This window comes from Pseudomonas sp. St386, from assembly GCF_018325865.1.
Lineage (GTDB): Bacteria > Pseudomonadota > Gammaproteobacteria > Pseudomonadales > Pseudomonadaceae > Aquipseudomonas > Aquipseudomonas brassicacearum.
The window spans coordinates 5,772,263-5,797,885 of sequence record NZ_AP021900.1 but is presented as its reverse complement, the minus strand read 5'-3'; the positions used below and the strand labels follow the sequence as shown (position 1 = coordinate 5,797,885).

The following is a 25,623-nucleotide window of genomic DNA, read 5'->3' as shown; positions in this document are numbered from 1 at the left end:
AGTCTTTTGATTAGATCGTTCTTTAAAAATTTGGGTATGTGATAGAAAGATAGACTGAACGTTACTTTCACTGGTAACGGATCAGGCTAAGGTAAAATTTGTGAGTGGCTCTTAGAGCCAGATCGAATTTTCGGCGAATGTCGTCTTCACAGTATAACCAGATTGCTTGGGGTTATATGGTCAAGTGAAGAAGCGCATACGGTGGATGCCTTGGCAGTCAGAGGCGATGAAAGACGTGGTAGCCTGCGAAAAGCTTCGGGGAGTCGGCAAACAGACTTTGATCCGGAGATGTCTGAATGGGGGAACCCAGCCATCATAAGATGGTTATCTTGTACTGAATACATAGGTGCAAGAGGCGAACCAGGGGAACTGAAACATCTAAGTACCCTGAGGAAAAGAAATCAACCGAGATTCCCTTAGTAGTGGCGAGCGAACGGGGACTAGCCCTTAAGCTTCTTTGATTTTAGCGGAACGCTCTGGAAAGTGCGGCCATAGTGGGTGATAGCCCTGTACGCGAAAGGATCTTAGAAGTGAAATCGAGTAGGACGGAGCACGAGAAACTTTGTCTGAATATGGGGGGACCATCCTCCAAGGCTAAATACTACTGACTGACCGATAGTGAACTAGTACCGTGAGGGAAAGGCGAAAAGAACCCCGGAGAGGGGAGTGAAATAGATCCTGAAACCGTATGCGTACAAGCAGTGGGAGCCCACTTTGTTGGGTGACTGCGTACCTTTTGTATAATGGGTCAGCGACTTATTTTCAGTGGCGAGCTTAACCGAATAGGGGAGGCGTAGCGAAAGCGAGTCTTAATAGGGCGTCTAGTCGCTGGGAATAGACCCGAAACCGGGCGATCTATCCATGGGCAGGTTGAAGGTTGGGTAACACTAACTGGAGGACCGAACCGACTACCGTTGAAAAGTTAGCGGATGACCTGTGGATCGGAGTGAAAGGCTAATCAAGCTCGGAGATAGCTGGTTCTCCTCGAAAGCTATTTAGGTAGCGCCTCATGTATCACTGTAGGGGGTAGAGCACTGTTTCGGCTAGGGGGTCATCCCGACTTACCAAACCGATGCAAACTCCGAATACCTACAAGTGCCGAGCATGGGAGACACACGGCGGGTGCTAACGTCCGTCGTGAAAAGGGAAACAACCCAGACCGTCAGCTAAGGTCCCAAAGTTATGGTTAAGTGGGAAACGATGTGGGAAGGCTTAGACAGCTAGGAGGTTGGCTTAGAAGCAGCCACCCTTTAAAGAAAGCGTAATAGCTCACTAGTCGAGTCGGCCTGCGCGGAAGATGTAACGGGGCTCAAACCATACACCGAAGCTACGGGTATCACGTAAGTGATGCGGTAGAGGAGCGTTCTGTAAGCCTGTGAAGGTGAGTTGAGAAGCTTGCTGGAGGTATCAGAAGTGCGAATGCTGACATGAGTAACGACAATGGGTGTGAAAAACACCCACGCCGAAAGACCAAGGTTTCCTGCGCAACGTTAATCGACGCAGGGTTAGTCGGTCCCTAAGGCGAGGCTGAAAAGCGTAGTCGATGGAAAACAGGTTAATATTCCTGTACTTCTGGTTATTGCGATGGAGGGACGGAGAAGGCTAGGCCAGCTTGGCGTTGGTTGTCCAAGTTTAAGGTGGTAGGCTGGAATCTTAGGTAAATCCGGGATTCTAAGGCCGAGAGCTGATGACGAGTTACCCTTTGGGTGACGAAGTGGTTGATGCCATGCTTCCAAGAAAAGCTTCTAAGCTTCAGGTAACCAGGAACCGTACCCCAAACCGACACAGGTGGTTGGGTAGAGAATACCAAGGCGCTTGAGAGAACTCGGGTGAAGGAACTAGGCAAAATGGCACCGTAACTTCGGGAGAAGGTGCGCCGGTGAGGGTGAAGCACTTGCTGCGTAAGCCCACGCCGGTCGAAGATACCAGGCCGCTGCGACTGTTTATTAAAAACACAGCACTCTGCAAACACGAAAGTGGACGTATAGGGTGTGACGCCTGCCCGGTGCCGGAAGGTTAATTGATGGGGTTAGCTAACGCGAAGCTCTTGATCGAAGCCCCGGTAAACGGCGGCCGTAACTATAACGGTCCTAAGGTAGCGAAATTCCTTGTCGGGTAAGTTCCGACCTGCACGAATGGCGTAACGATGGCGGCGCTGTCTCCACCCGAGACTCAGTGAAATTGAAATCGCTGTGAAGATGCAGTGTATCCGCGGCTAGACGGAAAGACCCCGTGAACCTTTACTATAGCTTTGCACTGGACTTTGAATTTGCTTGTGTAGGATAGGTGGGAGGCTTTGAAGCGTGGACGCCAGTTCGCGTGGAGCCATCCTTGAAATACCACCCTGGCAACTTTGAGGTTCTAACTCAGGTCCGTTATCCGGATCGAGGACAGTGTATGGTGGGTAGTTTGACTGGGGCGGTCTCCTCCTAAAGAGTAACGGAGGAGTACGAAGGTGCGCTCAGACCGGTCGGAAATCGGTCGTAGAGTATAAAGGCAAAAGCGCGCTTGACTGCGAGACAGACACGTCGAGCAGGTACGAAAGTAGGTCTTAGTGATCCGGTGGTTCTGTATGGAAGGGCCATCGCTCAACGGATAAAAGGTACTCCGGGGATAACAGGCTGATACCGCCCAAGAGTTCATATCGACGGCGGTGTTTGGCACCTCGATGTCGGCTCATCACATCCTGGGGCTGAAGCCGGTCCCAAGGGTATGGCTGTTCGCCATTTAAAGTGGTACGCGAGCTGGGTTTAGAACGTCGTGAGACAGTTCGGTCCCTATCTGCCGTGGACGTTTGAGATTTGAGAGGGGCTGCTCCTAGTACGAGAGGACCGGAGTGGACGAACCTCTGGTGTTCCGGTTGTCACGCCAGTGGCATTGCCGGGTAGCTATGTTCGGGAAAGATAACCGCTGAAAGCATCTAAGCGGGAAACTTGCCTCAAGATGAGATCTCACTGGGACCTTGAGTCCCCTGAAGGGCCGTCGAAGACTACGACGTTGATAGGCAGGGTGTGTAAGCGCTGTGAGGCGTTGAGCTAACCTGTACTAATTGCCCGTGAGGCTTGACCATATAACACCCAAGCAATTTGTATCCTCCGAGCTGAAAAGCGAACGAGACCAGATTGCGGTGTGTGAAGACGAAACGAACCGAAAGTTCGAATCTCACAAAACACCAAAGCTATCACATACCCAATTTGCTGAAGCGAGGCCGACTGGCCGCGACTCAGTACCCGAATTTCTTGACGACCATAGAGCATTGGAACCACCTGATCCCATCCCGAACTCAGCAGTGAAACGATGCATCGCCGATGGTAGTGTGGGGTTTCCCCATGTGAGAGTAGGTCATCGTCAAGATTAAATTCCGAAACCCCTATCTGCTGATGCAGGTAGGGGTTTTGTTTTTGCCCCCAGGAAAGTCTGCGAAAGCTCGTGATAAATTTGCACAGTTATTTCCGAGCCGGAGCACTAGAATAGCCCCACCTTAGCTGAGCCAGAGCTGTTTATGCCCGATCCGTCAGACATTGATAGGTTGTCAGATCTGCCCCTGAGCGATCTGGTGGCGTGTCATGAGTGCGACCTGTTGATGCGCAAGCCTCAGCTGGCCCATGGTGAAAAAGCCGAGTGCCGCCGTTGTGGCTATGAGCTCTATGCTCATCGGCACAATGTAGTTGAACGCAGTCTTGCCTTGGTTATCGCGGCCCTGCTGTTATATGTGCCGGCCAACTTCTTACCCATCATGGAACTCAATCTGCTCGGGCAGTCCTCCCAGGACACCGTTTGGAGTGGGGTGGTCGGGCTGTTTGATACCGGTATGCAAGGCATCGCGGCAGTGGTGTTCCTGTGCAGCATGGGCATTCCACTACTCAAGTTGCTTTGTCAGTTGGTGGTGCTGTTGTCCATTCGCTTGGACTTTGGCCGTAGTTACGGTTTGTTGCTGTATCGCATTTATCACCATCTACGAGACTGGGGGATGCTTGAGGTCTACCTCATGGGGGTGCTGGTGGCCATCGTCAAGTTGGCAGACATGGCGGCCATCACCGTAGGCCTTGGCCTGGTGTGCTTCATCAGTTTGTTGCTGGTCCAGTTCTGGCTGGAGGTGGTGATGTCACCCCATCAGATCTGGCAGGCGTTATCAGGAGAAGATGCCCATGCGGGCGATTGATGCAGGGATTCTGATCTGTACGGAGTGCCACGAGTTGAATCGGCAGGATGCTGAGGCCGATAACCAAACCTGTACTCGCTGCGGCGCGCTGGTTCACCCCCGTCGCCCGAACAGCTTGATGCGGACCTGGGCATTGTTGATCACGGCCGCGATTCTTTATATTCCGGCCAACATGTTGCCGATCATGACTATCAACTCGCTGGGCCAGGGCGCCCCGAGTACCATCATGGCCGGCGTCATCGAGCTGGTTCAACACGGCATGATTCCTATTGCTGCCGTGGTGTTCATCGCCAGCATCGTTGTACCCACTTTCAAACTGGTGGGCATCGCCTTGTTGTTGTTTTCCGTTCAGCGGCATCAGCCTATGTCGGCGCAGCAACGCATCCTTATGTACCGTTTCATCGAGTTCATTGGTCGCTGGTCGATGCTGGATATTTTCGTGATCGCCATTTTGGTGGCCGTGGTGAATTTCGGACGGCTCGCCAGTGTCGAAGCCGGTCTCGGCGCGATCGCTTTTGCCAGCGTAGTGATTTTGACAATGATTGCCGCAGTAACCTTCGATCCCCGACTGATTTGGGATAACACGGAGTCGGATGACGACCATGACTGATTTGCCTACCGCTAAAACTCGACCGGCTTCGAACTGGTCGGCCATCTGGGTCCTGCCGTTGATTGCCTTGATCATCGGCGGCTGGCTCGGCTGGCGGGCTTATAACGAGACCGGAATCGAGATCAATGTGCGCTTTGAGAGCGGAGAAGGCATCCAGGTCAACAAAACCGAAGTCGTCTACAAAGGGATGACGGTCGGCAAAGTGACGGCTCTTACCCTCGATGACGAAGGCAGCTCCAAGGGGGTGGTCGCGACCATCGAGATGAACAAGGACGTCGAGCAGTACCTCAAGACCGGAACACGTTTCTGGCTGGTCAAGCCGAGCGTGAGTCTGGCCGGGATCACTGGCCTGGAAACCCTGGTCTCGGGTAACTATGTGGCTATCAGCCCAGGTGAAGGGGAGTCGGCCCGTAAATTCAAGGCCCTGGCCGAAGAGCCGCCGCTGTCGGATGCCAAGCCGGGGTTGCACTTGACCCTCAAGGCTGATCGGTTGGGTTCGCTGAACCGTGGCAGCCCGGTGTTCTACAAACAGATTCAGGTCGGTCAGGTGAAGAGCTACCTGCTGTCGGAGGATCAGAGCAAGGTCGAGATCAAAATCTTCATCGAGCCGACCTATGCCAGCCTGGTGCGCAAACACACGCGTTTCTGGAATGCCAGTGGCATCAGCATCGATGCCAACCTCTCGGGCGTCAAAGTGCGCAGCGAGTCCCTGGCCAGCATCGTGGCCGGAGGGATTGCCTTCGCCACGCCGGAAAGCCGCAAGGACAGCCCGCCGACGGACCCAAGCCTGCCGTTCCGTCTTTACGAAGACTTTGACGCCGCTGCGGCGGGCATTCGAGTGAAGGTCAAGCTCAGCGATTTCGAAGGGTTGCAGGCCGGTCGTACGCCGGTCATGTACAAAGGCATCCAGGTCGGCAGCCTGAAGAACCTCAAGGTCGATCCGGACCTGGCCAGCGCCACGGCTGAATTGACCCTGGACCCCTTGGCCGAAGATTACCTGGTAACCGGCACGCAGTTCTGGGTCGTCAAGCCATCGATCTCGCTGGCGGGTATCACCGGCCTGGAAGCGTTGGTCAAGGGCAACTACATTGCCGTGCGACCGGGTGACAAGGGCGGCGCGCCGCAACGGGAGTTCGAAGCCCGGGCAAAAGCTCCACCACTGGACTTGCGTTCCCCGGGGCTGCACCTGGTCCTGCTGACCGAAAACCTCGGATCGCTGGAGGTCGGCAGTCCGATCCTCTACAAGCAGGTCAAGGTCGGGTCGGTGCAGAGCTATCAGTTCTCCCGCAAGAAGAAGCAGCTGATCATTGGTGTGCACATCGAGAAGGAGTACGAAGGGCTGGTCAACGGCTCGACACGTTTCTGGAACGCCAGTGGTATCACGCTTACGGGAGGTTTGACGGGCGGGATCCAGGTCAAGAGCGAGTCCCTGCAAAGCCTGATGGCTGGTGGGATTGCCTTCGAAACTCCGGAACCGAATGTGCCGCTGAAAAGACGCATCCCCCGTTTCCGCCTGTTCGCCGATCACGAAGCCGCACAACAGCGAGGCACTGAGGTCACGATCAAGGTCGATCGCGCCGATGGTTTGCGCAGTGGTACGCCGATCCGGTTCAAAGGGTTGGATGTGGGCAAGATCGAGGATGTTGATCTCAGCGCCGATATGCAATCGGTGCTGCTCACGGCGCGTATCACCGAAGTGCCGGAGCGCATCGCCCGGGTCGGGTCCCAGTTCTGGGTGGTCAAGCCGGAGTTGGGGTTGATGAAGACCTCCAACCTGGAAACGCTGGTAACCGGCCAATACATTGAAGTGCAGCCTTCGGCGAAAAACCTCGGGCCGCAGAAAAGCTTCGTGGCCCTGGCCAACCCACCGGAAAGCGCTGTGCCCGAAGCAGGACTGAGCCTGGTGCTGAGCGCGGCCCGCCGTGGTTCGTTGAAGATCGGCGTACCGGTGACCTATCGCGAGATTACGGTGGGCAAGGTCACCGGTTATGAACTGGGCCAGACCGCGGACCGGGTGCTGATCCATATCCTGATCGAGCCCAAGTATGCGCCGCTGGTGCGCAGCGGCACACGTTTCTGGAATAGCAGTGGTTTCGGTCTGGACTTTGGTCTGTTCAAGGGCGCGACGGTGCGCACCGAGTCGCTTGAAACGCTTATCCAGGGCGGCATTGCGTTCGCAACGCCGGATGGCGAACGAATGGGCAATCCGGCTCGACCGGAGCAGACTTTCCCACTGTTCGATAAGTTTGAAGATGAATGGCTGACTTGGGCGCCGAAGATCAGTCTCGGTAAGTGATTGGAGTGGCGTTAGTCTGTTCTGACGCCATCGCGAGCAGGCTCGCTCCCACAATGGATGAATGTCGTACTTGATTGCCATGAACGACGCCAAACCTGTGGGAGCGAGTTTGCTCGCGATGAGGCCATCAGTTGCACTGACGACTCAAAACCAGCGCAATAAAAAAGGCCGCGATCCAATGGATCGCGGCCTTTTTCATGCCCGGTAATTCACCTCACACCGAATCCAGCTCCGGCTCGTCGGCCTGGACATTCACCGTGGCCTTCACCGCATCGTGACGACGGATGTACTTCCAGTCCGCTTCGTCGATGTAGATGCCGTTCGGGCCGCTGCCACCTTCCAGGTCGATGGCGACACTGGCGCAGACTTGCGGCTTCACACTGGCCAGGATCGGCACGAAGCCCAGTTGCAGGCTGGTTTCCAGCAGGGCGGCCTGGTTTTTCTCGTCGATGTCCGCGGCTTCGTCCAGGTAGTACGGCAGACGCACGCGGCCGGCCTGTTCGCGGTCCATCAGGTGCAGCAACAAGTACATGTTGGTCAGCGCCTTGATGGTCATGGTGGTGCCGTTGGACGCCGCGCCGTCGATGTCGGTGTGGATCACTGGCTGGCCGTTGACCTTGGTGATCTCGAACGCCAGCTCGAACAGGTCCTTGAGACCGAGCTGGTTGTGGTTCGCCGCCACCAGCCGCGCCAGGTATTCCTTGGCTTCTTCGTTCTTGTTGTCCTGCTCGGCGCTCTGGCTGAGGTCGAACACCGACAGCGTCTCGCCTTCCTCGTACTGGCCGGCACTGTGGATGATCTGGTCGATGTGCTTGAGCGCTTCCTTGTTCGGCGCCAGGACGATCCGGAAGCTCTGCAGGTTGGACACCTGGCGCTTGTTGATCTCGCGGTTGAACAGCGCCAGTTGGTGTTCGAGGCTGTCGTAGTCGCTGCGGATGTTGCGCAGGGTCCGGGCGATGTCGGTCACGGCCGCACGGCGCGCCTTGCCCAGGGTCAGGGCCTCGTCGGTGCGGTGGGCATAGGCGTTGATCAGCAGTTGCAGGCGTCGCTCCATGTCGTCTTCGCTGTCGAACTTGGCCACGCCCTTGAGGCGCACCTGGGCATACAGCGCTTCGATCTGGCCGTCGACCCGCAGCAGCCCTTGCCAGCTGTCCTGGTAGTCATTGAGCAGCGGCAGCAGGTTGTCCATGGAATCGTCGACCGGGTCCATGAATGGCGTGCCGAACGGCAGGTCCGCCGGCAGCAATTGACGACGGCGCAGGGCGTCGTCGAGGGTGCGTTGCTTGGCTTCCATGTCGGCGATCTGCCGGCCCACCAACTGCAACTTGGCGGACAGCTGCTGGACACGCTCGGTGAAGGCATCGCTGGAGCGCTTGAGTTCGTCCTGGGCGGCTTCCATCTGCGCCAGTTGCTCGAGCTTCTCGCCTTCTTCGGCACTCAGGGTCTGGCTGCGGCGGAAGTCTTCCAGGGCTTTCTGCGCATCGAGGACCTGCTGGTACAGCGCTTCGGTCTGGGTCTTGCTCGCGGCGCGGTCGGCGGCCACGGCTTGCTGGGTCTTGAGCTGCTTGAGTTCTTTTTCCAGGCGTTCTTTCTGGTCGCGCAGCGCGGCGCGGTCGGCCAGGGCTTGCAGGGCAGGCGGTTCGATGTGGGACAGGTCGATAGACAGGCCCGGCACTTCGAAACGCTCACCTTTGAAGCCGTCGAGGATCAGCTCCATGGATTTGACCCACTCGCCATTCTCGTCCAGCGCGATGCCGTGTTCGCCCAGCGGCAGGCTGAACAGGGCGCTGTTGAACAGGCGCATCAGGCGTTCGACGTCCTGCTGCGAGAACTCTTCCCGCAGGCGGGCATAGCTGTTGTTGTCGGCGTGATCGAGTTGCTGCTTGACCGACTTCAGGCGTTTTTCCAGGTCCCGCAGGCGCTCCTCCAGGTCCTCGGCGCTGAACTGCCGGGACTGGGCCAGGGCGCCGGCCAGTTCGTCGTGGGCGTCCTTGGCTGCGAGCAGTTGCTGCTCCAGGACCTTGACGTCATCCACCAGGGCAAAGCGATGCTTGAGCACCGACAGTTCGCCGAGCCAACGCTGGATGCCGCTGATTTCCCGCTCCAGGCGCATCAGTTCCTGAGTGCCGCCGCGCTGGTCGTTCTGCAGCGAATCCTGTTCGTTGCGGTAGTGTTCGGCCTGGATGGTCAGCTCTTCCTTGCGCGCACTGGCGTAGTCCGACCAGGTGCCGAGCAATGAGTCGAGCAATGGCGACAGGCGATGCAATTTGCCGCGCAGGATATCGCGCTGCTTCACGCCATTGGCCAGGGCTTCCACCAGCGGACCGGCCGCCACCAGGGAGTTGTAGTCCTGCTCCATGCGGCGTACGTCGCGGAAGGCTTCTTCGCACGCGGCGATGTAGTCCACGCTACCGGAACGCAGGCTGTGCTCGAACGCGTCGAGGAACAGTTGCTTGAGTTTGGCTGCGGTGATTTCGCGCATGTGCAGCAGGTTGATGAACAGCGCGCGGAAGGTCTTGAGGCTTTGCTCGCTGGTGGAGCGCAGCGGGATCAGCGTCAGGTCCAGCGGGATCGAGGTGTGGCCACCCACCAGCAGGCGTCGCAGTTCATCCGGCTTGAGTTCGTAGGCTTTCAGGCCTTCGCGCTCCAGGTTGGTGAACAGCTCTTTCTGACGCAGGCAGGTGTCATTTTTCTGATAGTGGGCCAAGTCCAGTTTGCCGGCGTAGGCAAAGAACTGGTGACCGAAACCGCCGCCAGGGCCGCGACCGACCACGCCAATCACGTGTGGGCCGTGGGGCAGGGCGACTTCCACCAGGATGTAGCTGGTGTCCGAGGCAAAGTAGAAACGCCGGGATTGTTCCAGGCTGTACTTGCCGAAGCTCATGTCCGACATGCGCGCCAGGATCGGGAACTGCAAGGCGTTGATCGAGGCGGATTTACCGAGGTTGTTCGCGCCATAGACCGACAGCGGTTCTTCCAGCGGGAACAGACCGAGGCTGTAGCCGGCGGTGTTCAAAAGGGCAAAGCGGCGGATGCCGTAGCGTTCCTTGCTCATGCGTCGGTCTCCTGTTCTTCGGCAATGGCGCGGGCCAGTGCGTCTTCTTCGCTCTCACCTTCAAATTCGCTGAGGTCCAGCGGATCATCGGTCTGCAGCAGTTTTTCGTCGCTGTCTTCGTCGATCAGCACGGGCACCGGCAACGGCAGCACGCTGTGCAGGCTGGCGGCCAGGTCGCGGTCCTGCTGGACCGACAGGCACACGTCGAGGAAGCGATGCATCGGCGGCAGGAAGCGGTACACGCCGTTTTCTTCGCTGGCAAAACCCAGTTGGGTCATGCGTCGCATGATTTTCTCTTCCAGTTCTTCCTGGGTCTGTACTTCGGCCTGGATGAACAGGTCGCGGTACTTTTCCAGCAGCGACGGCAGCTCATCGCGGCCCAGGCTGCCGCCGTCGAGCACGGCAATCGGGTCGCGGCCCTGGTCGGCCAGATGCTCGACCAGGATGAAGGTGAACAGGGCCAGGCGCTGGGCGGTCTTGTTCACCGCCGCGGCGGCCAGGTCCGGCACGAAGTAATAGAAGCCACGGGTATCGCACACCAGTTCGAAGCCCAGGGCCTTGAACAGCGTGCGGTATTGGTCCTGGAAGTTCGACAGTTGTGCGTACAGCTCCGGGTCGCGGCGGCTGACGTGGTAGCCCTTGAACAGCTCGCGGAAGATCGGCGCCAGCTGTGACAGTTCGGATAGATCAAGATGCATGGGGGATGCTCGCAGAATCCTCGGCGGCGGTGTCGCCGGCCGAGAGCAGGGCGAAGGAGCGCAGGCTGACCTGATGCTCGTGAGTGTGATAGTCGCGGCGTTCCAGACGCTCGCGCTTGAAACGTTTTTCCCGCGACAGGCGCGAGAACCAGTACAGCAATTCGTCGGTGGCGCCGTCCGGTTCCTGTTCCAGCAGCCAGCTCATCAGGTCCGGCATCGGCAGGGCGTCTTCGCAACGCTCGACCATCTCGCGCACGGTGCGTGGCGCACGCGGTGCCTCGCCGCCCTTGTGGGTCTTGTGGGACTTGGGGAAGCGCGCCGGTTTCGGTTCGAAACGGGCCAGCGCATAGACATAGGCTTCGACCTGGCTGGCGCTGCCCAGGAACGTGCTTTGCGGCCGGGTAAACATCGGCATGGCGGCCTGCGGCACGGCATCGATGCCTTTGCGACGAATGGCCGCCAGGGCCAAAGCCGCGCCACGGGTCACTGCGTTGTGCCGGCGAGCCTCTTCGCGCAGTGGCAGGAGCAGTTCACGGGCATGCCGCAGGGTCAACTGGGCGCTGGTCTGCATCTCGAGAATGCGCGCGTGGGTGCGCAGCAGCATGTCGTCGTCCACCAGGTGACCGAGGCGCTGCTGTTCGGTGAGCATGCGCAACAGCACGTTCTCGACCTTGCGCACGCCTTGCTCGAAGGCGCCGTCGGCGTTCACCAGTTGGATCATCGGCTCGACGTATTCGTCCCAGGTCGCCAGCACTTCGGCATAGCGTTGGCGCAGCGGGATCTGCCGGTCGCTGGTCTTGGCCCGTTCGGCGACGGCCACCAGGGCCTGTTCGTCGTTGGCGAGTTTCTTGAGCACGTCGCGCACGCGCATGTCCAGCAGGCGCAGTTGGCGGGCCAGGTCGTTACCGTCGCGAATGTCGAAGGCGTCCTGGATGTAGCCGGCCAGGCGCTCGAGGTGGCGCAGGTAGGCTTCGATCTCCAGGCACAGGCCCAGGCGGTGTTCGCGGCGCAGGTAGGCGAGGAAGTCATGGATCTGGGCGTTGAGCTCGAAGCGGTTCGGGCTTTTCGCCACCGGTACGAGGATGTCCAGGCGGATCCACACATCCAGCAGGCTTGTGATGTCCTGAGGCGTGCTGTCCAGTTGTTGGGCGGCCAGCTGTGAACGCAATTCGTTGAGGCTCAGGGTGCCCTGGTCGAAGTGCTCGCACAAAGGTTCCAGCAATGCCCAGTGTTCAGCGAGGGCGCGCAAGACGCGCTTGGGTTCGATCATCGCAATGGCCGTCGGGTTGGCAATTAAAAGCGGCGATTGTACTGCATCGGGCCGGTTGCGATTCACCCCTTGGACGGACTGTCGTTTGCTATCGATCAACTATTGGCTCAACAGGGAAGCGATCCGCCTCGAAGGGCGGTAGAATCCCCCCCACTTTCAGTTATCCACAAGTGGCCGACCCTTGCTTATCGAGTCCCGTCGCCGCGCCTATCTGACCGCCATGCAGGTGGTCAACTGGCTGCCGCGTACCGAATTGCCGTTCGCCGCCCCCTCGCGGCCCGAGCTGCTGGAAACGCCCGAGCCCGAGTACATCGCGCCGGTCGTGACCGCGCCTGAGGCCAAGACGGTTGCCGAGCCGGTGGCGCCCGTGGTCGAACGGCCAAAAATCGAAGTGCCGCGTCCGAGCCTGGCCTCGACCCGTACCAATGCCAAGCCGGTGGAAGAAGTTGTCGAGGCGCCGCCCAAGGCGCCCTACGTCGCGCCGCCGCGTTTCGCCCTGCAACTGCTGCGGGCCGGGCGTTGCCTGCTGTTGGTGGAGTTGCCTACGGGTGAGCCGTTTCAAAGCCGCGATCCAGCCTACTTGCTGCTCAAGGACATGCTGCGCGCCGCCGGTCTGCCGGATAGCCCGCAGATCATTGGCGAACCGGTGCGCTGGCCGCTGTTGTCGCGCGGCACCATGGACCAGGGGCCCGAAGCGGCGCGGGATTTTGTCCAGGGGTTCGTTTCGGCGCGCCTCGAAGACGAGCCCTGCGTGTGCCTGTGGCTGATCGGCCTGCCGGCGGTGAAGTTTGCCGGCGAGGCGGATGCCGAAGCGTTCAATCGTGAATTGCAGGTCGAAGGCCTGGGCTCGGCCTGGGCGTTGCCCGGGTTGGAACTGTTAATGGAAACGCCACAGCGCAAGGCTGATGTCTGGCAAGCCATGCGCCGGCTGATGGCGCGCTGGAAAGAATCGAATGAGTGACGCTGTATCGTTCCGCCCGATGACCGAGGCGGACCTCGACGCTGTACTGAAAATCGAATACGCCGCCTACAGCCACCCCTGGACCCGGGGGATATTTCTCGACGGTCTGGGCAAATACCAGATCTGGCTGATGTTCGAAGGCCAGCAGCAAGTGGGCCATGGTGTGGTGCAGATCATCCTGGATGAGGCGCACCTGCTCAATATCACCGTCAAACCGGAAAACCAGGGCCGAGGCCTGGGTTTGCGCCTGTTGGAACATTTGATGTCGATTGCCTACAAGGCCGAGGCCCGGGAGTGTTTCCTGGAAGTGCGCGACAGCAACCGCACGGCGTTCCGGCTGTATGAGCGCTATGGCTTCAATGAAATTGGCCGGCGCCGGGATTACTACCCGGCGGTGGGTGGGCGTGAGGATGCGGTGGTCATGGCTTGTACCTTGGTGGACTGAACTGCCACGCCCCCCTGTGGGAGCGAGCCTGCTCGCGAAGACGGCGGTACATCCAACATTGATGCAAACTGAGCCACGGCTATCGCGAGCAAGCTCGCTCCCACAGGGGCTTGGCGGTGTACATTAAATCCGAGGCCAAACACAAAACCACTGTGGGAGCGAGCTTGCTCGCGATGGCGATTGTCGGGTCAGCGCTTGCCATCCAGCGGATCGATATCCGCCATTTCCGCTTCGTCCAGCCCATCGCCCCCGCCAATATCATTTTCATCCACCACGCTCAGGTCCCAGTCTGCCTGTTCGTCGTCCCCGGTCTCGTGGGCGTCCCGGGCGCCGTCTTCGTGGATGAGGGTTTCCGGGCTCATGTCGTCGTCGGTCGATTCGTGATCATCCGTCGAAGCCCCGGTCATCCCGGCTTCACGGACGCGTTCGCGAGGCATCAGGTGTTCGCGTTCGTTTTCCGGCAGTTCGTCACCGATTTTCGCGCTGGGTTCTTCTTCGTCGAACTCCAGTTCATGCATCGAGCCCATGCGATCCTCATTGTCGTCAATGGGTTCCGGTTGCGTCGCATCGAAGGGGCGTCGTGAATCATTCATGGCAATTCCTCATACTGTGGGCCTTACTGGTGTCGACCGGCAGCGCATCCAGGAATTCCAATGCATCGCCGACGTGACCTCGACCGGCGGTCGTTTGTCACAGTTGCGCACTCTCAATCGAGGCTAGACAGCATGAACGAATTACAAGATCTGATTGATAACAACGCGCGTTGGGCCGATGCGATCAAGCAGGAAGATCCTGACTTCTTCTCCAAGCTGGCTCGTCAGCAAACCCCGGAATACCTGTGGATCGGCTGTTCCGATGCGCGGGTGCCGGCCAACGAGATCGTCGGCATGCTGCCGGGCGATCTGTTCGTACACCGCAACGTGGCCAACGTAGTGCTGCACACGGATCTCAACTGCCTGTCGGTGATCCAGTACGCGGTGGACGTGCTCAAGGTCAAACACATCCTGGTCACAGGCCATTACGGCTGTGGCGGTGTGCGTGCCTCGATGCAGGACCGGCAACTGGGCCTGATCGACGGCTGGCTGCGCTCGATTCGCGACCTGTACTACGAACATCGCGAGGCGTTGGGCCAATTGCCGACCGAGGAGGAACGTGTCGACCGGCTGTGCGAGTTGAACGTGATCCAGCAGGTGGCCAACGTCGGCCATACCAGCATAGTGCAGAACGCCTGGCATCGCGGGCAGAAACTGTCGATCCATGGCTGCATCTACGGCATCAAGGATGGACGCTGGAAGAGCCTGGACACCACGATCAGCGGTTTCGAACAGTTGCCGCCACAGTATCGGCTGCGTCCGGTCGACGCGCCTTGAGTCCGGTTCGTCAGTCGCGGTGACATTGTCGGCGCCAGTGCCGTAGAAACTTCATTCCCTGCTCATTGGGCGGTTCGTCATAGCCGGTAATCCAGCCATGACAGTTGGGTGAACCGCACCGGCAGGCGAACTGTCGATACAGTTTCTGTTCGGTACTGGCGTAGTCCATCGTCAGGCAGTCACCTTCATCGATGTGGGCCAGTGACCACAGCCACAGTTCGCTCATGTCGAGGAAGACATTCGGGTTGCAGGAATGCAGCAGCAATCCGGCGAAGCGCGGGTCATACATGTGGACGTCCGGCAGGATCTGCAGCGTGTGCAGGCGCCGTCGGCTCACCAGCAGCCCCGAAACCCTGCACATCCTCTCCATGGGGGCGAATGATTTTCGGGCGATGATGGCGTTGCCGCGGCCGTCGGTCGTGCGACGCACTTCGAAGTCGTGCACCGAGGGGTAGCCCAGGCGGGTACTGAGTGGTTTTTCCGGGTAGATGCAATCCCGGTGCTGTGAACAGGCGCGATCTGTAATGAACGTGGTCATGACAGTCCTTGTCGGTGCTAAACACTCGACTTTCTGGCGCTGGCGATCCTGCCGGCGGTCGTTGAAAAAAACCTTGATAGCTTCGCCCAAGTCGGGGGCGTCATCTACTGTCGACTCTGACAGGTGCCAAAGGCGCTTCCCCGCGTCAGCGCCAGCCTACGCGGGAAGGCGCCTCAAGGTTTAGACCGCCTCGGCTGGCAGTGGCATGGGCACCTTCAGTTGTGGAAGTTGCGACTTGATCGCCGGTGTTTCGCATTTTTTCGCCGCTTCATCCGGCGTCAAGTTGCGAATGGAGGTGTAGAACAATTCACAGGTCTTTTCCTTTTGCGTGACTTGCCAGGTTTGCGTGCACTGGTTCAGCAGTGTGCTCGGGTCGGTGCCTGGCTTGCTGCCCATGCCGGCCTGCCAGCATGAAGCACTCAGGTCCTGGCCCATGACTTTCAGGCCGGCGGCATCGGCCTTGGCTTCGTCACCGTCGTAGCTGTCCTTGTCGGCGGCGTACCAGATATAGCTCGGGTGGTTGGAGCCCAGGACCGGAACCTTGACCCCGCTGCCGGTTGTGATGGTCGCCAAGCTGAGCACATTCACGGTCTGGCCGTACTGGGTCTTGATCCAGTTCCGAACGGGCGCTCCGAAGGCCACCATCGGCAATGCGGCGCCGCTGGCGGTTTGGGTGACCTGTGTGACCATGGTGGTTTGGTAATCGTTGAAGTAGCTGTAGAGCCCTTCCAATGTGCTGCCAGCATTGGACGGTGCCGCGATGGGCGCGATGTCGATAATGGTCTGGTAGGCCGGCGTCTGTTCAACCGCAATGCCGTTGACGGTCAGCAGCGTGGCCCAACGGTCGGTGGTGGCCGACTCCAGGTAGTCCTGGGCCTGGGTCAGGGAGTAGTCCGGCGGGAAGTGCAGCAACTCGACACTCTTGCGGTTTTCCAGGGCCATGCCCAGCGGCAGGAACAGATACCAGTTGTAGGACCATTTCTTGTCGCTGTTGAGTTTCGAGGCACCGTTGTACGCCAGGTCACCGGCGTCGAGCAGGGCCTTGAGTGGTTGGCCGTAGCTCTTCGGTACGCCGCTGATGCTGGCATAGACCTTGTCGTTATCGATTTTGACGTGGACCTTGGCCGTGCCGTAGCCGTCGCGCTGCACGCTTTGAGTCAGGTAGTGCTCGACGGTCTGTTCCAGGGTCCAGTCGCGAAAGCAGATGACGTTGCAGTTATTGGGGAAGGCAAAGAGACGGGTGACGCGTTCGGTGCTACCCAGTTGTACGTCAATGTCGGTGGCGTGGGCGGCGGCACTGAAGGCCAGGGCGGCAAAAGAAAGTACGGCGATTTTGGACATGCTCAGATCCTTTTCAGCGTGTGGGCCCCTCGAAACAGGGCGCATCCATACTGAAACAGACCGGGCCGAAGAAGAAGTGGGCCGATGGAAATATCGGCCCTTTTTTATGGCTTTATGGCATCACTGGCGGCAAATAACTCAATGTTGTCCCCAGCGCCCATAGCAGCGCCAGCACCAACGGCGTATGCACCAGCAGCTGCACGAAGGAAAAACCGATCAGGTCCCTGGCCTTCAGCCCCAGGACCCCGAGCAACGGCAGCATGTAGAACGGGTTGATAAGGTTCGGCAGCGCTTCGGCGGCGTTATAGATTTGCACCGCCCAGCCCAGGTGATAGTTCAGGTCGTTGGCCACCTGCATGACGTAGGGCGCTTCAATGATCCACTTGCCGCCGCCAGAAGGAATGAAGAAGCCCAGTACCGCCGAATAGACGCCCATCAACAAGGCGTAGGTGTCATGGGAGGCGATTTGTACGAAAAAGGTCGAGATGTGGTGGGCCAGGGTCTGGGCATCGCTGCCTTTGACCGTGGTCAGCAGCGCGGCGATCGAGCCGTACAACGGAAACTGGATCAACACGCCGGTGGTGGTCGGCACCGCGCGAGCCACGGCGTCGAGAAAGCTGCGCGGCCGCCAGTGCAGCAAGGCGCCCAGCATGATGAACAGGAAGTTATAAGTGTTGAGCCCGGAAATGGCACTGATCGCAGGCTTGGTCGAGAACTCGTGGAACAGCCAGCCGGCCGCCAACAGCACCAGGGCGATGATCAGCAGCGGACTGTGCTCCAGCCATTCTCCTGGGCGGGTACGCGGCTGCAACGCCGGCATGCTGAAACTGGGGTCGATACCACAAGCTGCGGCGTCACGGGCGCTGTTCGGCCCGGGGGCGGTGGCGTAGGCGACGATCAGGGAAATCACGATCAGCGCCAGCAACATGACCCCGGACTGCCAGAGAAAAATGGTTTGGGTAAAGGGAATGACGCCGGTAATGGACAGGATCGAGGGCGGCAGGCTGGCCGGGTTGGCCTGCAATTGCGCTGCCGACGAAGACAAGCCCAGGGCCCACACTGCGCCCAGGCCCAGGTAAGCAGCGGCCCCGGCGGCGCGATAGTCCATTTTCAAGTCGGTGCGCCGGGCAAGGGCGCGCACCAGCAAACCGCCAAACACCAACGACAGGCCCCAGTTGAGCAACGACGCGACCATGGAGATCAGCGCCACCCACGCCACAGCGGAGCGGCCGTTGGTCGGAATCCGTGCCAGGCGGTCAATCAATTTGACGGCCGGTGGCGAGCTGGCGACCACGTATCCGCCGATCACCACGAAGGCCATTTGCATGGTGAACGGGATCAGGCTCCAGAAGCCGTCGCCGAACGCCATGGCTGCCGCCGTGGGCGTGGCGCCGATGAATTGTGTCGCCACGGCGACCACCAGCACCGCCAGCGCGGCGAAGACCCAGGAGTCGGGGAACCAGCGCTCGGCGAAACTGGAACAGCGCAAGGCGAAGCGGGCGGAACGGCTGTCTTCGATGTCGGTGGTCACGGCAATTACCTCGTTTTTATGGTTATGGGTATTGATGGCAAAGGCTTCAAAGGTCAGGCGCAACAGTAGAACAATCCAGTGACCATGGGAGGCTTATCGGGTTCGAGGGCGTCCTGGAATATTTTCACCAGGGGCTCGTGGTGCTCTTTAGAAAAAAATCGCCGGGCCGATGGCTAGGGAACAGCATTTAATTCTCCTGCTGTCGGAGCTACCCATGTTCAACAACCGCCTGAAGCAGGAGCTGCTGGCTCTTCGCCAAGAACTGTCCAGCCTTGCGCAAGTCAAGGAAAGCCTGGATCGCGAAATGCTTGGCCTCACCCTGGATGCCGATGGACGGATTCAATCGGTCAATCAGAATTTCCTCGACGAGATGCGCTACAAGAGCCAGGACTTGATCGGCCGGCCTGTGGATGAACTGGTCCCTGCGTATTTGAAATCCAATGAGTTCCAGGTTCGTTTCAAGTCGGCGCTGACCCGTGGCGAGCACTTTTCCGGTGCCGTGCGCCTGCTGCGAGGCAATGGCCAGGAAGCCTGGCTGCGTTCGATCCTCCAGCCTGTACGGGGTGCAGACGGGCGGATCCGCTATTTTTCGATGTATTCCAATGACCTGACCCGCACCATCGAGGCCTCTCGCGAGCATGAAAACCTCATCGGTGCGTTGGTGCGTTCAACGGCGGTGATCGAATTCGATTTGGGTGGTCACGTGCTGACGGCCAATGATCGTTTCCTCAATGCCATGGGTTACAGCCTTGCGCAGATCAAGGGCAAGCATCACCGCACGTTTTGTGAACCCGAGGAATACAACAGTGCGGCCTACCAGCAGTTCTGGAAACGCCTGAACAGCGGTGAATTCGTGGCCGGCCGCTTCAAGCGTCTCGACAGCAACGGTCGTGAGGTCTGGCTGGAAGCCTCCTACAACCCGGTGGTCGATGCCAACGATCGACTGTACAAAGTGGTCAAGTTCGCCACCAACATCACCGACCAGGTCAACCAGGAAAAAGCCGTCGCTGATGCGGCCAGCATCGCCTACAGCACCTCGCTGCAGACCGACAACACCGCCCAGCGCGGCACGACGGTGGTGACCCAGGCCGTGGAGGTGATGCGCGACCTGGCCCGGCACATGCAAACCGCTGGTGAAGGCATCGAGGCGTTGAACGAGCAATCCCTGGTGATTGGTACCATCGTCAAGACCATCAGCGGCATCGCCGAACAAACCAACCTGCTGGCGCTCAACGCCGCGATCGAAGCGGCCCGGGCCGGCGAGCAAGGTCGCGGTTTTGCGGTGGTGGCCGATGAAGTGCGACAACTGGCATCGCGCACCAGCCAGGCGACCGATGAAATCGTTGGCGTGGTCCGCCAGAACCAGGACATGGCCCGCAATGCCGTGGCCCTGATGACCGACGGTCAGCACCAGGCCGAGCACGGCCTGGCCCTGGCCGCCGAGGCGGGCACGGTGATCGTCGAGATCCAGGACGGGGCGAAGAAGGTGGTCGATGCGGTGAGCCAGTTTGCCAACCAGCTATCGACCTGAGGAAAACTGCTGAGCGAGCCGCCGTCATCGCGAGCAGGCTCGCTCCCACAGTTCTCCCTGAATAGCCTTGATATTGTGTTCGCCGCCACCTCCTGTGGGAGCGAGCTTGCTCGCGATGGCGGCCACACATTCAACATCCTTGCACGCTGACTCAACCTGATCGGCGAGCGCTCAATCCCCCAGCGCGGCACCTTCGCGCCGCGGGTCCGCGCCGCCGGCCAGCGACGTTTTCCCTTGTGCATCACGCACCCGGACGATCGCCTGGGTGCCGCTGTTCATGTCGATCTCGCTTACCGCATGGCCTTTGTCTTTCAGCGCCTGGATCAGCGTCGGGCTGAACTGCCCCTTTTCCAGTTCGGTGGGGCCGTTGCGGCTGCCGAAGTTGGGGAAGTTGATGGCGGTTTGCGGGTCCAGGTTCCAGTCGAGCAGGCCAATCACTGACTTGGCGACGTATTCGATAATTTGCGAGCCGCCCGGTGAACCAACAGCGGCCAGCAGCTCACCACTTTGACGATCGAAGATCAGCGTCGGCGCCATGGACGAGCGCGGGCGTTTGCCGGGTTCGACGCGGTTGGCGACTTTTTGCCCGTTTTCTTCAGGGATGAACGAGAAGTCAGTCATCTGGTTGTTGAGCATGAAACCCTGGACCATCAAGTGCGAGCCAAACGCCGATTCCACCGTGGTGGTCATGGACACTGCACCGCCCTGGTCATCCACCGCCACCACTTGCGAGGTGGAAATGCGCAGTGGCGAACGGTCCGGCGCATAGGCCACTTGAATGCCCGGCGGTGTCCCGGGCTTGGCGACGCCCATGCTGCGTGCGCCGATCAGGCCTGCGCGGCTGGCCAGATAGCCCGGGTCGACCAGGCCTTTGACCGGCACGGGAACAAAATCCGAGTCGGCGACGTACTGGGCGCGGTCAGCGTAGGCCAGGCGTTCCGCTTCAGCGATCAAGTGCGCCGCCTCGGGCGCGGGCTCGAGGCCGGCGGGTTTTTCGGTCTTGAGTGGTTTCAACGGCGCGAGGGCATTGTGGCTGTCGCGTTGTTCCAGGGCCTGCAATGTCCCGAGGATCTGCGCCAAGGCGATCCCGCCAGAAGAAGGGGGGGCCATGCCGCACACTTGCCAGCGCTTGTAGTCGGAGCACAACGGCGCGCGCTCTCGGGCGGCGTAGCCCTGGAGGTCATTGAGCGAAAGGCTGCCGGGATTGGCGTGACCTCGCACCTTGGCGACCATCTCCTCGGCCACCGGCCCTTTGTACAACGCATCCGGGCCTTCTTTGGCGATGCGCTTGAGCACGCCGGCCAAGGCTGGATTCTTCAGTGTCGTACCGACGGCTTTCGGGCTGCCATCGGCGTTCAGGAAGTAGGCGGCCATATCCGGCGAGCCCGGCAGGGACGGATCGGTCGCGATCAACGAATGCAGCCTGGGCGAGATTGCAAAACCCTGCTCTGCCAGCGCGATGGCCGGCTCGAACAGTGTCGCCCATTTCAGGCGCCCGTGTTTGCGATGGGCCAGTTCCAGGGCGCGCAGCACCCCCGGCGTACCCACGGAGCGGCCGCCGATCTGAGCGGCGGTAAACGGCATGGGTTTGCCGTCGGCTTGCAGGAAAAGTCTTTCGGTGGCGCCAGCCGGTGCCGTTTCGCGACCGTCGTAGGTGCGCACGGCCTCGCCATCCCACAGCACAATGAACGCGCCGCCGCCGATGCCTGAAGATTGCGGCTCCACCAGCGTCAGTACCGCTTGCATCGCAATCGCCGCGTCGATGGCCGAGCCGCCACGTCGCAACATCTCCCGCCCGGCCTCGGCCGCCAACGGGTTGGCCGCGGCCGCCATGTGCTTGTCGGCGTAACGGGTCTGCACATCGGTGCGGTAGCCTGAGGTGATTTCCGGCGGAGCGGGCAATGCCGGTGTGGCGGAGGAGGAGGGCGGGGCCTTGCAGGCGCTAAGCGTTAGCGCGACAGCCAGCAACGAAACGGCTGAAAGACGATGAAGGTTTGGTTTCAGATCTATAAGCACGTGTCGCTCCATCCGTGGGCCAGGGGTATGGAGATCGACTGTAGCGATGCGAGGCGTGTGGCGCAAATCAACAAGGCCTCTCGCCACAGGGGGGCAACCAAATCCTGAGAGGACAGGCACTTTTCTCGAGGCATAAAAAAACGGCCTATCTTTCGATAGGCCGTTTTTAGTACTTGGTGGTACACAGCCATTTGAACCACAATCATAACTTTTTGTATTTAATATATTTTTTTAATTTCCGGTCAGTTAGGCATACACATAGGCATACATACCGCGAGGGGGTGAACGAATGTTCTTCCCTCATATCTGAGCTTGGCATGATGCCACTCGTCTTGACGCAACGAGATCGCGACCTCGGGCTGATCCATCAAAAACTGCCAATCTGGATTGGACGTTTAACCGTTTGCTGCCTTTACAAGTGAGCCCCTGTACATGGGAATGCGGAGCCTTCCCATGTACAGGGACTTGGCCTGAAGAGCGCAGACAAGTAGGGGCAAGTGCGGCATTCGCCACTCTGTTGCTATGCTGCATGGATTATGAGTTTTATCGTAATCCAATGAGCCGGCGACCTATTGGAGTGACATTGCGGCCAGCCGGAGTAATCTGAATTGGCCTCCTATACTATTGATGAGTCGCTAACAGTCTTTTTTATTTCTATTGGAATACCAATTCGAATACCTCACGAGATAGCCATGCTCTGGTCCGTCGCTTGTAATCAATTCACACCCTTGCTCTCATCTATGATCAGGGGGGATCTTCCTGCCACTGTCAGGACACGGGTTACGCTTGATAAAAAGCTGAAGGTGGTGACTAGCAGAAAACGGCCAAAACTAGTCATTTAGGTGGACACCATCGCCTCAAGCGACGGTGTCAGGAAGGTGTGTTGCTCGGACGGTTGCTAGAAGCAGCCAGCGGACGCAGATTATTCTGGAGCTCCTTTCCGACCCTCCAGCAAAACCATCCAAGGTTTCGGTTGATGATCGAGGGCAGGGCGTGCCCTCAGTAGGGGAACGGTGGAGATCACCCAATCCAACGCGCAGTAATGATTGCACCACCTTCCCACCATTGACATAGACCCGCCGCATGCCTTGCATGGCAAGCGGGTCGCCCCAAGCCTGCCGAATCCATGCACTGGATCATTTTCCACGATGGCTGCGAACGGGGATCACCGGAGGTGAGTTATTGCTTAGCAGTGTTTACGCTGCCGTCCCAGCTCAATAAGTGATGGGTGAAACCATAGCTCGCAGCCTGGTAATAGGTAATCGCACGTGTCACTAGCGGGTCGTCGAACTGAACCGTCACTTCATGGCTTTTGCCCAGAGCGTCATCGTGGCGTCGAAAAATCGCTCGTGGGCTGAGAATAGCCAGATCCCTACCATCGAATAGACCAAGATGCTGATAATTGCCTACCAATACGCGGGGTGGCAAGGTAGAAGGCAGAAGCAAGTTACGACCGAAGAATGTCGACTCGTAGTTAAGTTTCAACAGCCCGAGCAGGGTTGGAGCCAAGTCAATCTGACTGGCCAGTTGATTTTCTTCACGCGCCGGAATGAGCTTGGGCGCATAGATGAACAAAGGGATCTGGTAGTTGCGAATCGGAAGGTCTTCCTTGCCCGCGCTGCCAGCGGTGTGGTCAGCGACGAAGACGAAGATAGTGTCGTCGAACCAAGCTTTCTTTCGGGCTGCTTCAAGAAACCTGCCGATTGCATAGTCGGTATATTTCACAGCGCCGTCACGTCCGTCACCGGATGCAATGTCGATCCTGCCTTCAGGGTAAGTGTATGGACGATGGTTGGAGGTGGTCATCAGTTGCAGCAGGAAAGGTGTCTGTTTGGCAAAATTCTGGTCCGCCAGCTTCAGTGTTTGCTGGTAAAGATCTTCATCAGCCATACCCCAGGCATTTTTGAAATGGATCTCAGCTTCATCGACACTGCTTTGATCGACGACCCGATAACCATTTCCGCTGAAGAACGCATTCATGTTGTCAAAGTAGCCACGGCCACCATACACAAACACGCTGTCGTAACCGACGTGATTCAGCTGTTGGCCCAAGCTGGCGAAACCACTTTCACGGCCAACCCGTTTGACAATAGAGCGTCCCGGCGTCGGCGGGATAGACAATGTAATAGCTTCCAAGCCGCGATCCGTCCTGGTGCCAGTGGCATAGAAATTGTTGAAGTACAGGCTCTCTTTACGCAATTGGTCGAGATTAGGCGTCAGGTTGCCAGGGTTCCCATTGCTGCCCATGTACTTGGCGCTGAAGCTTTCGATAGTCACCAAAATAATATTATGTCGCTGGGGCTTATCGTTCTGGGGCACGATTCGACGGATATCGAGCGGATCCTTACCGATGAACCGCACGTCGCCTTCCGCCAACTCTTGGTGGATGTTCTTGCCAACTACGTCATTCGGCAACGTGCCGTAGAACGTATCGTAATCCAGCTCGTTATTGCGAAATGCGGCAAAGAACTGGTAGGGACCATTGCTGGCCAGCTCATGCTGATAGGTGTTGCCACCCTTACCACGTGGAGTGTCTTGGTCAACGACCAACAGAACGACAGCACTCAGAGCGAAAATCACTGCGATACTGAGCAGGCGTTGGCGCCAGGACGGCAACGGCGCACCAATCACCCGCTGCAGAGGTTTGTGCAGAGCAATACAAATGACAACCGCGAGCAGCGCCAGCCCGCTAAGCAATTTGCCGATTGGGTAGGACTCCAGAATGTTGTTCAACACTTCGTCGGAGTACACCAAATAATCCACGGCAATAAAATTGAAGCGTACGCCGAACTCGTCCCAAAATAGCCACTCAGCCACCGCAGTAAATAGCATGACGAAAACGCTGAGGGTCAGTAGCCCCTGTAAAAACCAGCAATGCCCACGTGCACGCCACAGCGACGGCGGGCACAGCAGCACATACAGGCCAATGGGTAGTGCGGCATATAGTAAAAAGCCTAGGTCGTATAAAATACCGATACCAAAGATCGACGCAAATGCAGTACCCGCCTCTGAAAGGTGAGTGGCGAATAACACAAGGCGGGTGAGGAAAAAAATCACTAGCCAAAGGCCGGAGATCATCAGTAGGAAACGCAGCGGGGCTGAAGCGGGCAAATGCATTAAAAACTCCTTGTTGTGCTCCCCTCCAGACTGGAATTGTTGTGCCGATGGATGGGCAGGTCATACGCATTAGGACATTCCTGTCTCCGAATGCGCTGAGTTACGACCCATTTGAGGGGGAATTGAACCTATCCGATGCATTAGCAAAATTTCGTGAAAGCGGATTGCTGGTCTCCGTTGCAATTGCGAGGAGTCTACATTCGGCCATTCGACTTGGCGTATCGCTGCAGCATCAGCACATTACAAGTCCAAGATGTCGCTCGACTGCGGCTAGAGAATTACCTGCCTCTTTGACAGCTAATCGGATCTGATCTCTCGAGCAACCAAACTTCTTAGCCCAGTACTTGAGCTCCATGCTATCCGTTGCATTGATTATTATTGCGTTGTTGCCGCTAATATTTTTTGGCTTCTTCATCAGGTTCTCCTTTGCGCGGGGAAGATCTGGATCCAGGTTAGTCGGTTCCAACAGATCTTGCCTAATTTCTCAGTTGCGTACACTGCCGGAAACTACTTAGGTAGCAATGTTCATCCGGCCGCGCTGGCGTAAAAAGCTGGAGCTGGTGCGTCGCTCAAAAATCACTGTTGAGGACGCTTGACATACAGCTATTGGCCGAGAGCTGCCTGTCCCGAGCGCCAGCCTTTGGCCGATTGCGGCCTTTGACAGTCATTGAGTAGAACGGCG

The 25,623-nt window shown here is 58.5% G+C and carries 18 protein-coding genes and 2 rRNA genes; 10 read left to right on the top strand and 10 right to left on the bottom strand.

Features of this window, described 5'->3' with window-relative positions; all coding sequences use genetic code 11:
- Positions 1-178 precede the first annotated feature (178 nt).
- The 5 genes from KI235_RS25635 (at position 179) to KI235_RS25615 (ending at position 7,068) form a co-directional block, all read left to right on the top strand.
- Positions 179-3,070 (top strand): 23S ribosomal RNA (locus KI235_RS25635).
- A 168-nt stretch (positions 3,071-3,238) separates the two neighbouring features.
- Positions 3,239-3,354: ribosomal RNA gene (gene rrf, locus KI235_RS25630) — 5S ribosomal RNA — on the top strand.
- Between the two features lie 148 nt (positions 3,355-3,502).
- On the top strand, positions 3,503-4,162 hold the full coding sequence (locus KI235_RS25625) for a paraquat-inducible protein A (protein ID WP_212795352.1): 660 nt from the start codon (positions 3,503-3,505) through the stop codon (positions 4,160-4,162).
- Positions 4,149-4,772: a paraquat-inducible protein A gene (locus KI235_RS25620; RefSeq protein WP_013694217.1), complete on the top strand. Its 624-nt coding sequence runs from the start codon at positions 4,149-4,151 to the stop codon at positions 4,770-4,772. The genes KI235_RS25625 and KI235_RS25620 overlap by 14 nt, the downstream gene beginning before the upstream one ends.
- Positions 4,765-7,068: an MlaD family protein gene (locus tag KI235_RS25615; protein WP_003205594.1), complete on the top strand. Its 2,304-nt coding sequence runs from the start codon at positions 4,765-4,767 to the stop codon at positions 7,066-7,068. Before KI235_RS25620 ends, KI235_RS25615 begins: the two co-directional genes overlap by 8 nt.
- A gap of 214 nt (positions 7,069-7,282) precedes the next feature.
- Here the strand turns inward: KI235_RS25615 and mksF are convergent, their stop codons facing one another.
- Genes mksF through mksB form a run of 3 tightly spaced genes read right to left on the bottom strand, consistent with a single transcriptional unit; the run spans position 7,283 to position 12,091 of the window.
- Complete coding sequence (gene mksF, locus KI235_RS25610) at positions 7,283-10,123, bottom strand: Mks condensin complex protein MksF (protein WP_043042862.1); 2,841 nt, start codon at positions 10,121-10,123, stop codon at positions 7,283-7,285.
- Positions 10,120-10,821, bottom strand: coding sequence for an Mks condensin complex protein MksE (mksE, locus tag KI235_RS25605; protein ID WP_003205590.1), 702 nt, complete (start codon positions 10,819-10,821; stop codon positions 10,120-10,122). Before mksE ends, mksF begins: the two co-directional genes overlap by 4 nt.
- On the bottom strand, positions 10,811-12,091 hold the full coding sequence (gene mksB, locus KI235_RS25600; RefSeq protein WP_013694216.1) for an Mks condensin complex protein MksB: 1,281 nt from the start codon (positions 12,089-12,091) through the stop codon (positions 10,811-10,813). The genes mksE and mksB overlap by 11 nt, the downstream gene beginning before the upstream one ends.
- A 181-nt stretch (positions 12,092-12,272) precedes the next feature.
- On the opposite strand from mksB, the gene KI235_RS25595 reads away from it, so the two are divergent.
- Entirely contained in the window at positions 12,273-13,052 is a 780-nt protein-coding gene (locus KI235_RS25595) for a hypothetical protein (protein WP_013694215.1), read from the top strand.
- Positions 13,045-13,497, top strand: coding sequence for a ribosomal protein S18-alanine N-acetyltransferase (gene rimI, locus KI235_RS25590; RefSeq protein WP_003205585.1), 453 nt, complete (start codon positions 13,045-13,047; stop codon positions 13,495-13,497). The genes KI235_RS25595 and rimI overlap by 8 nt, the downstream gene beginning before the upstream one ends.
- A 188-nt stretch (positions 13,498-13,685) precedes the next feature.
- On the opposite strand, the gene KI235_RS25585 is transcribed toward rimI, so the two are convergent.
- On the bottom strand, positions 13,686-14,090 hold the full coding sequence (locus KI235_RS25585) for a hypothetical protein (RefSeq protein ID WP_003205583.1): 405 nt from the start codon (positions 14,088-14,090) through the stop codon (positions 13,686-13,688).
- On the opposite strand from KI235_RS25585, the gene KI235_RS30655 reads away from it, so the two are divergent.
- The gene (locus KI235_RS30655; RefSeq protein ID WP_256365268.1) at positions 14,089-14,217 is read left to right on the top strand and encodes a hypothetical protein; all 129 of its coding nucleotides are present in this window, start codon (positions 14,089-14,091) and stop codon (positions 14,215-14,217) included. The genes KI235_RS25585 and KI235_RS30655 overlap by 2 nt on opposite strands.
- 5 nt (positions 14,218-14,222) lie before the next feature.
- Complete coding sequence (gene can, locus KI235_RS25580) at positions 14,223-14,867, top strand: carbonate dehydratase (protein ID WP_003205581.1); 645 nt, start codon at positions 14,223-14,225, stop codon at positions 14,865-14,867.
- Positions 14,868-14,877: 10 nt separating this feature from the next.
- Here can and KI235_RS25575 read toward each other — a convergent pair whose 3' ends face one another.
- From KI235_RS25575 to KI235_RS25565, 3 genes are all read right to left on the bottom strand, one after another.
- Entirely contained in the window at positions 14,878-15,405 is a 528-nt protein-coding gene (locus tag KI235_RS25575) for a hypothetical protein (protein ID WP_003205579.1), read from the bottom strand.
- Positions 15,406-15,585: 180 nt separating this feature from the next.
- Positions 15,586-16,746, bottom strand: coding sequence for a hypothetical protein (locus KI235_RS25570; RefSeq protein ID WP_003205578.1), 1,161 nt, complete (start codon positions 16,744-16,746; stop codon positions 15,586-15,588).
- Positions 16,747-16,858: 112 nt separating this feature from the next.
- Positions 16,859-18,277, bottom strand: coding sequence for a TIGR00366 family protein (locus KI235_RS25565; protein WP_003205576.1), 1,419 nt, complete (start codon positions 18,275-18,277; stop codon positions 16,859-16,861).
- 214 nt (positions 18,278-18,491) lie between these two features.
- Here KI235_RS25565 and KI235_RS30650 point away from each other — a divergent pair, with 214 nt between their 5' ends.
- Positions 18,492-19,808 (top strand): PAS domain-containing methyl-accepting chemotaxis protein, encoded by a 1,317-nt coding sequence (locus KI235_RS30650; RefSeq protein WP_003205574.1) that lies wholly within the window; start codon positions 18,492-18,494, stop codon positions 19,806-19,808.
- 171 nt (positions 19,809-19,979) lie between these two features.
- Here the strand turns inward: KI235_RS30650 and ggt are convergent, their stop codons facing one another.
- The 3 genes from ggt to KI235_RS25545 form a co-directional block, all read right to left on the bottom strand.
- The gene (gene ggt, locus KI235_RS25555) at positions 19,980-21,836 is read right to left on the bottom strand and encodes a gamma-glutamyltransferase (protein ID WP_049798036.1); all 1,857 of its coding nucleotides are present in this window, start codon (positions 21,834-21,836) and stop codon (positions 19,980-19,982) included.
- A 1,167-nt stretch (positions 21,837-23,003) separates the two neighbouring features.
- Complete coding sequence (locus KI235_RS25550) at positions 23,004-24,941, bottom strand: LTA synthase family protein (RefSeq protein WP_039013979.1); 1,938 nt, start codon at positions 24,939-24,941, stop codon at positions 23,004-23,006.
- Between the two features lie 232 nt (positions 24,942-25,173).
- Positions 25,174-25,356 carry a DUF3606 domain-containing protein gene (locus tag KI235_RS25545; protein WP_039013978.1) on the bottom strand — a complete coding sequence of 61 codons (183 nt, stop codon included), beginning with the start codon at positions 25,354-25,356 and terminating at the stop codon, positions 25,174-25,176.
- Positions 25,357-25,623: the final 267 nt, after the last annotated feature.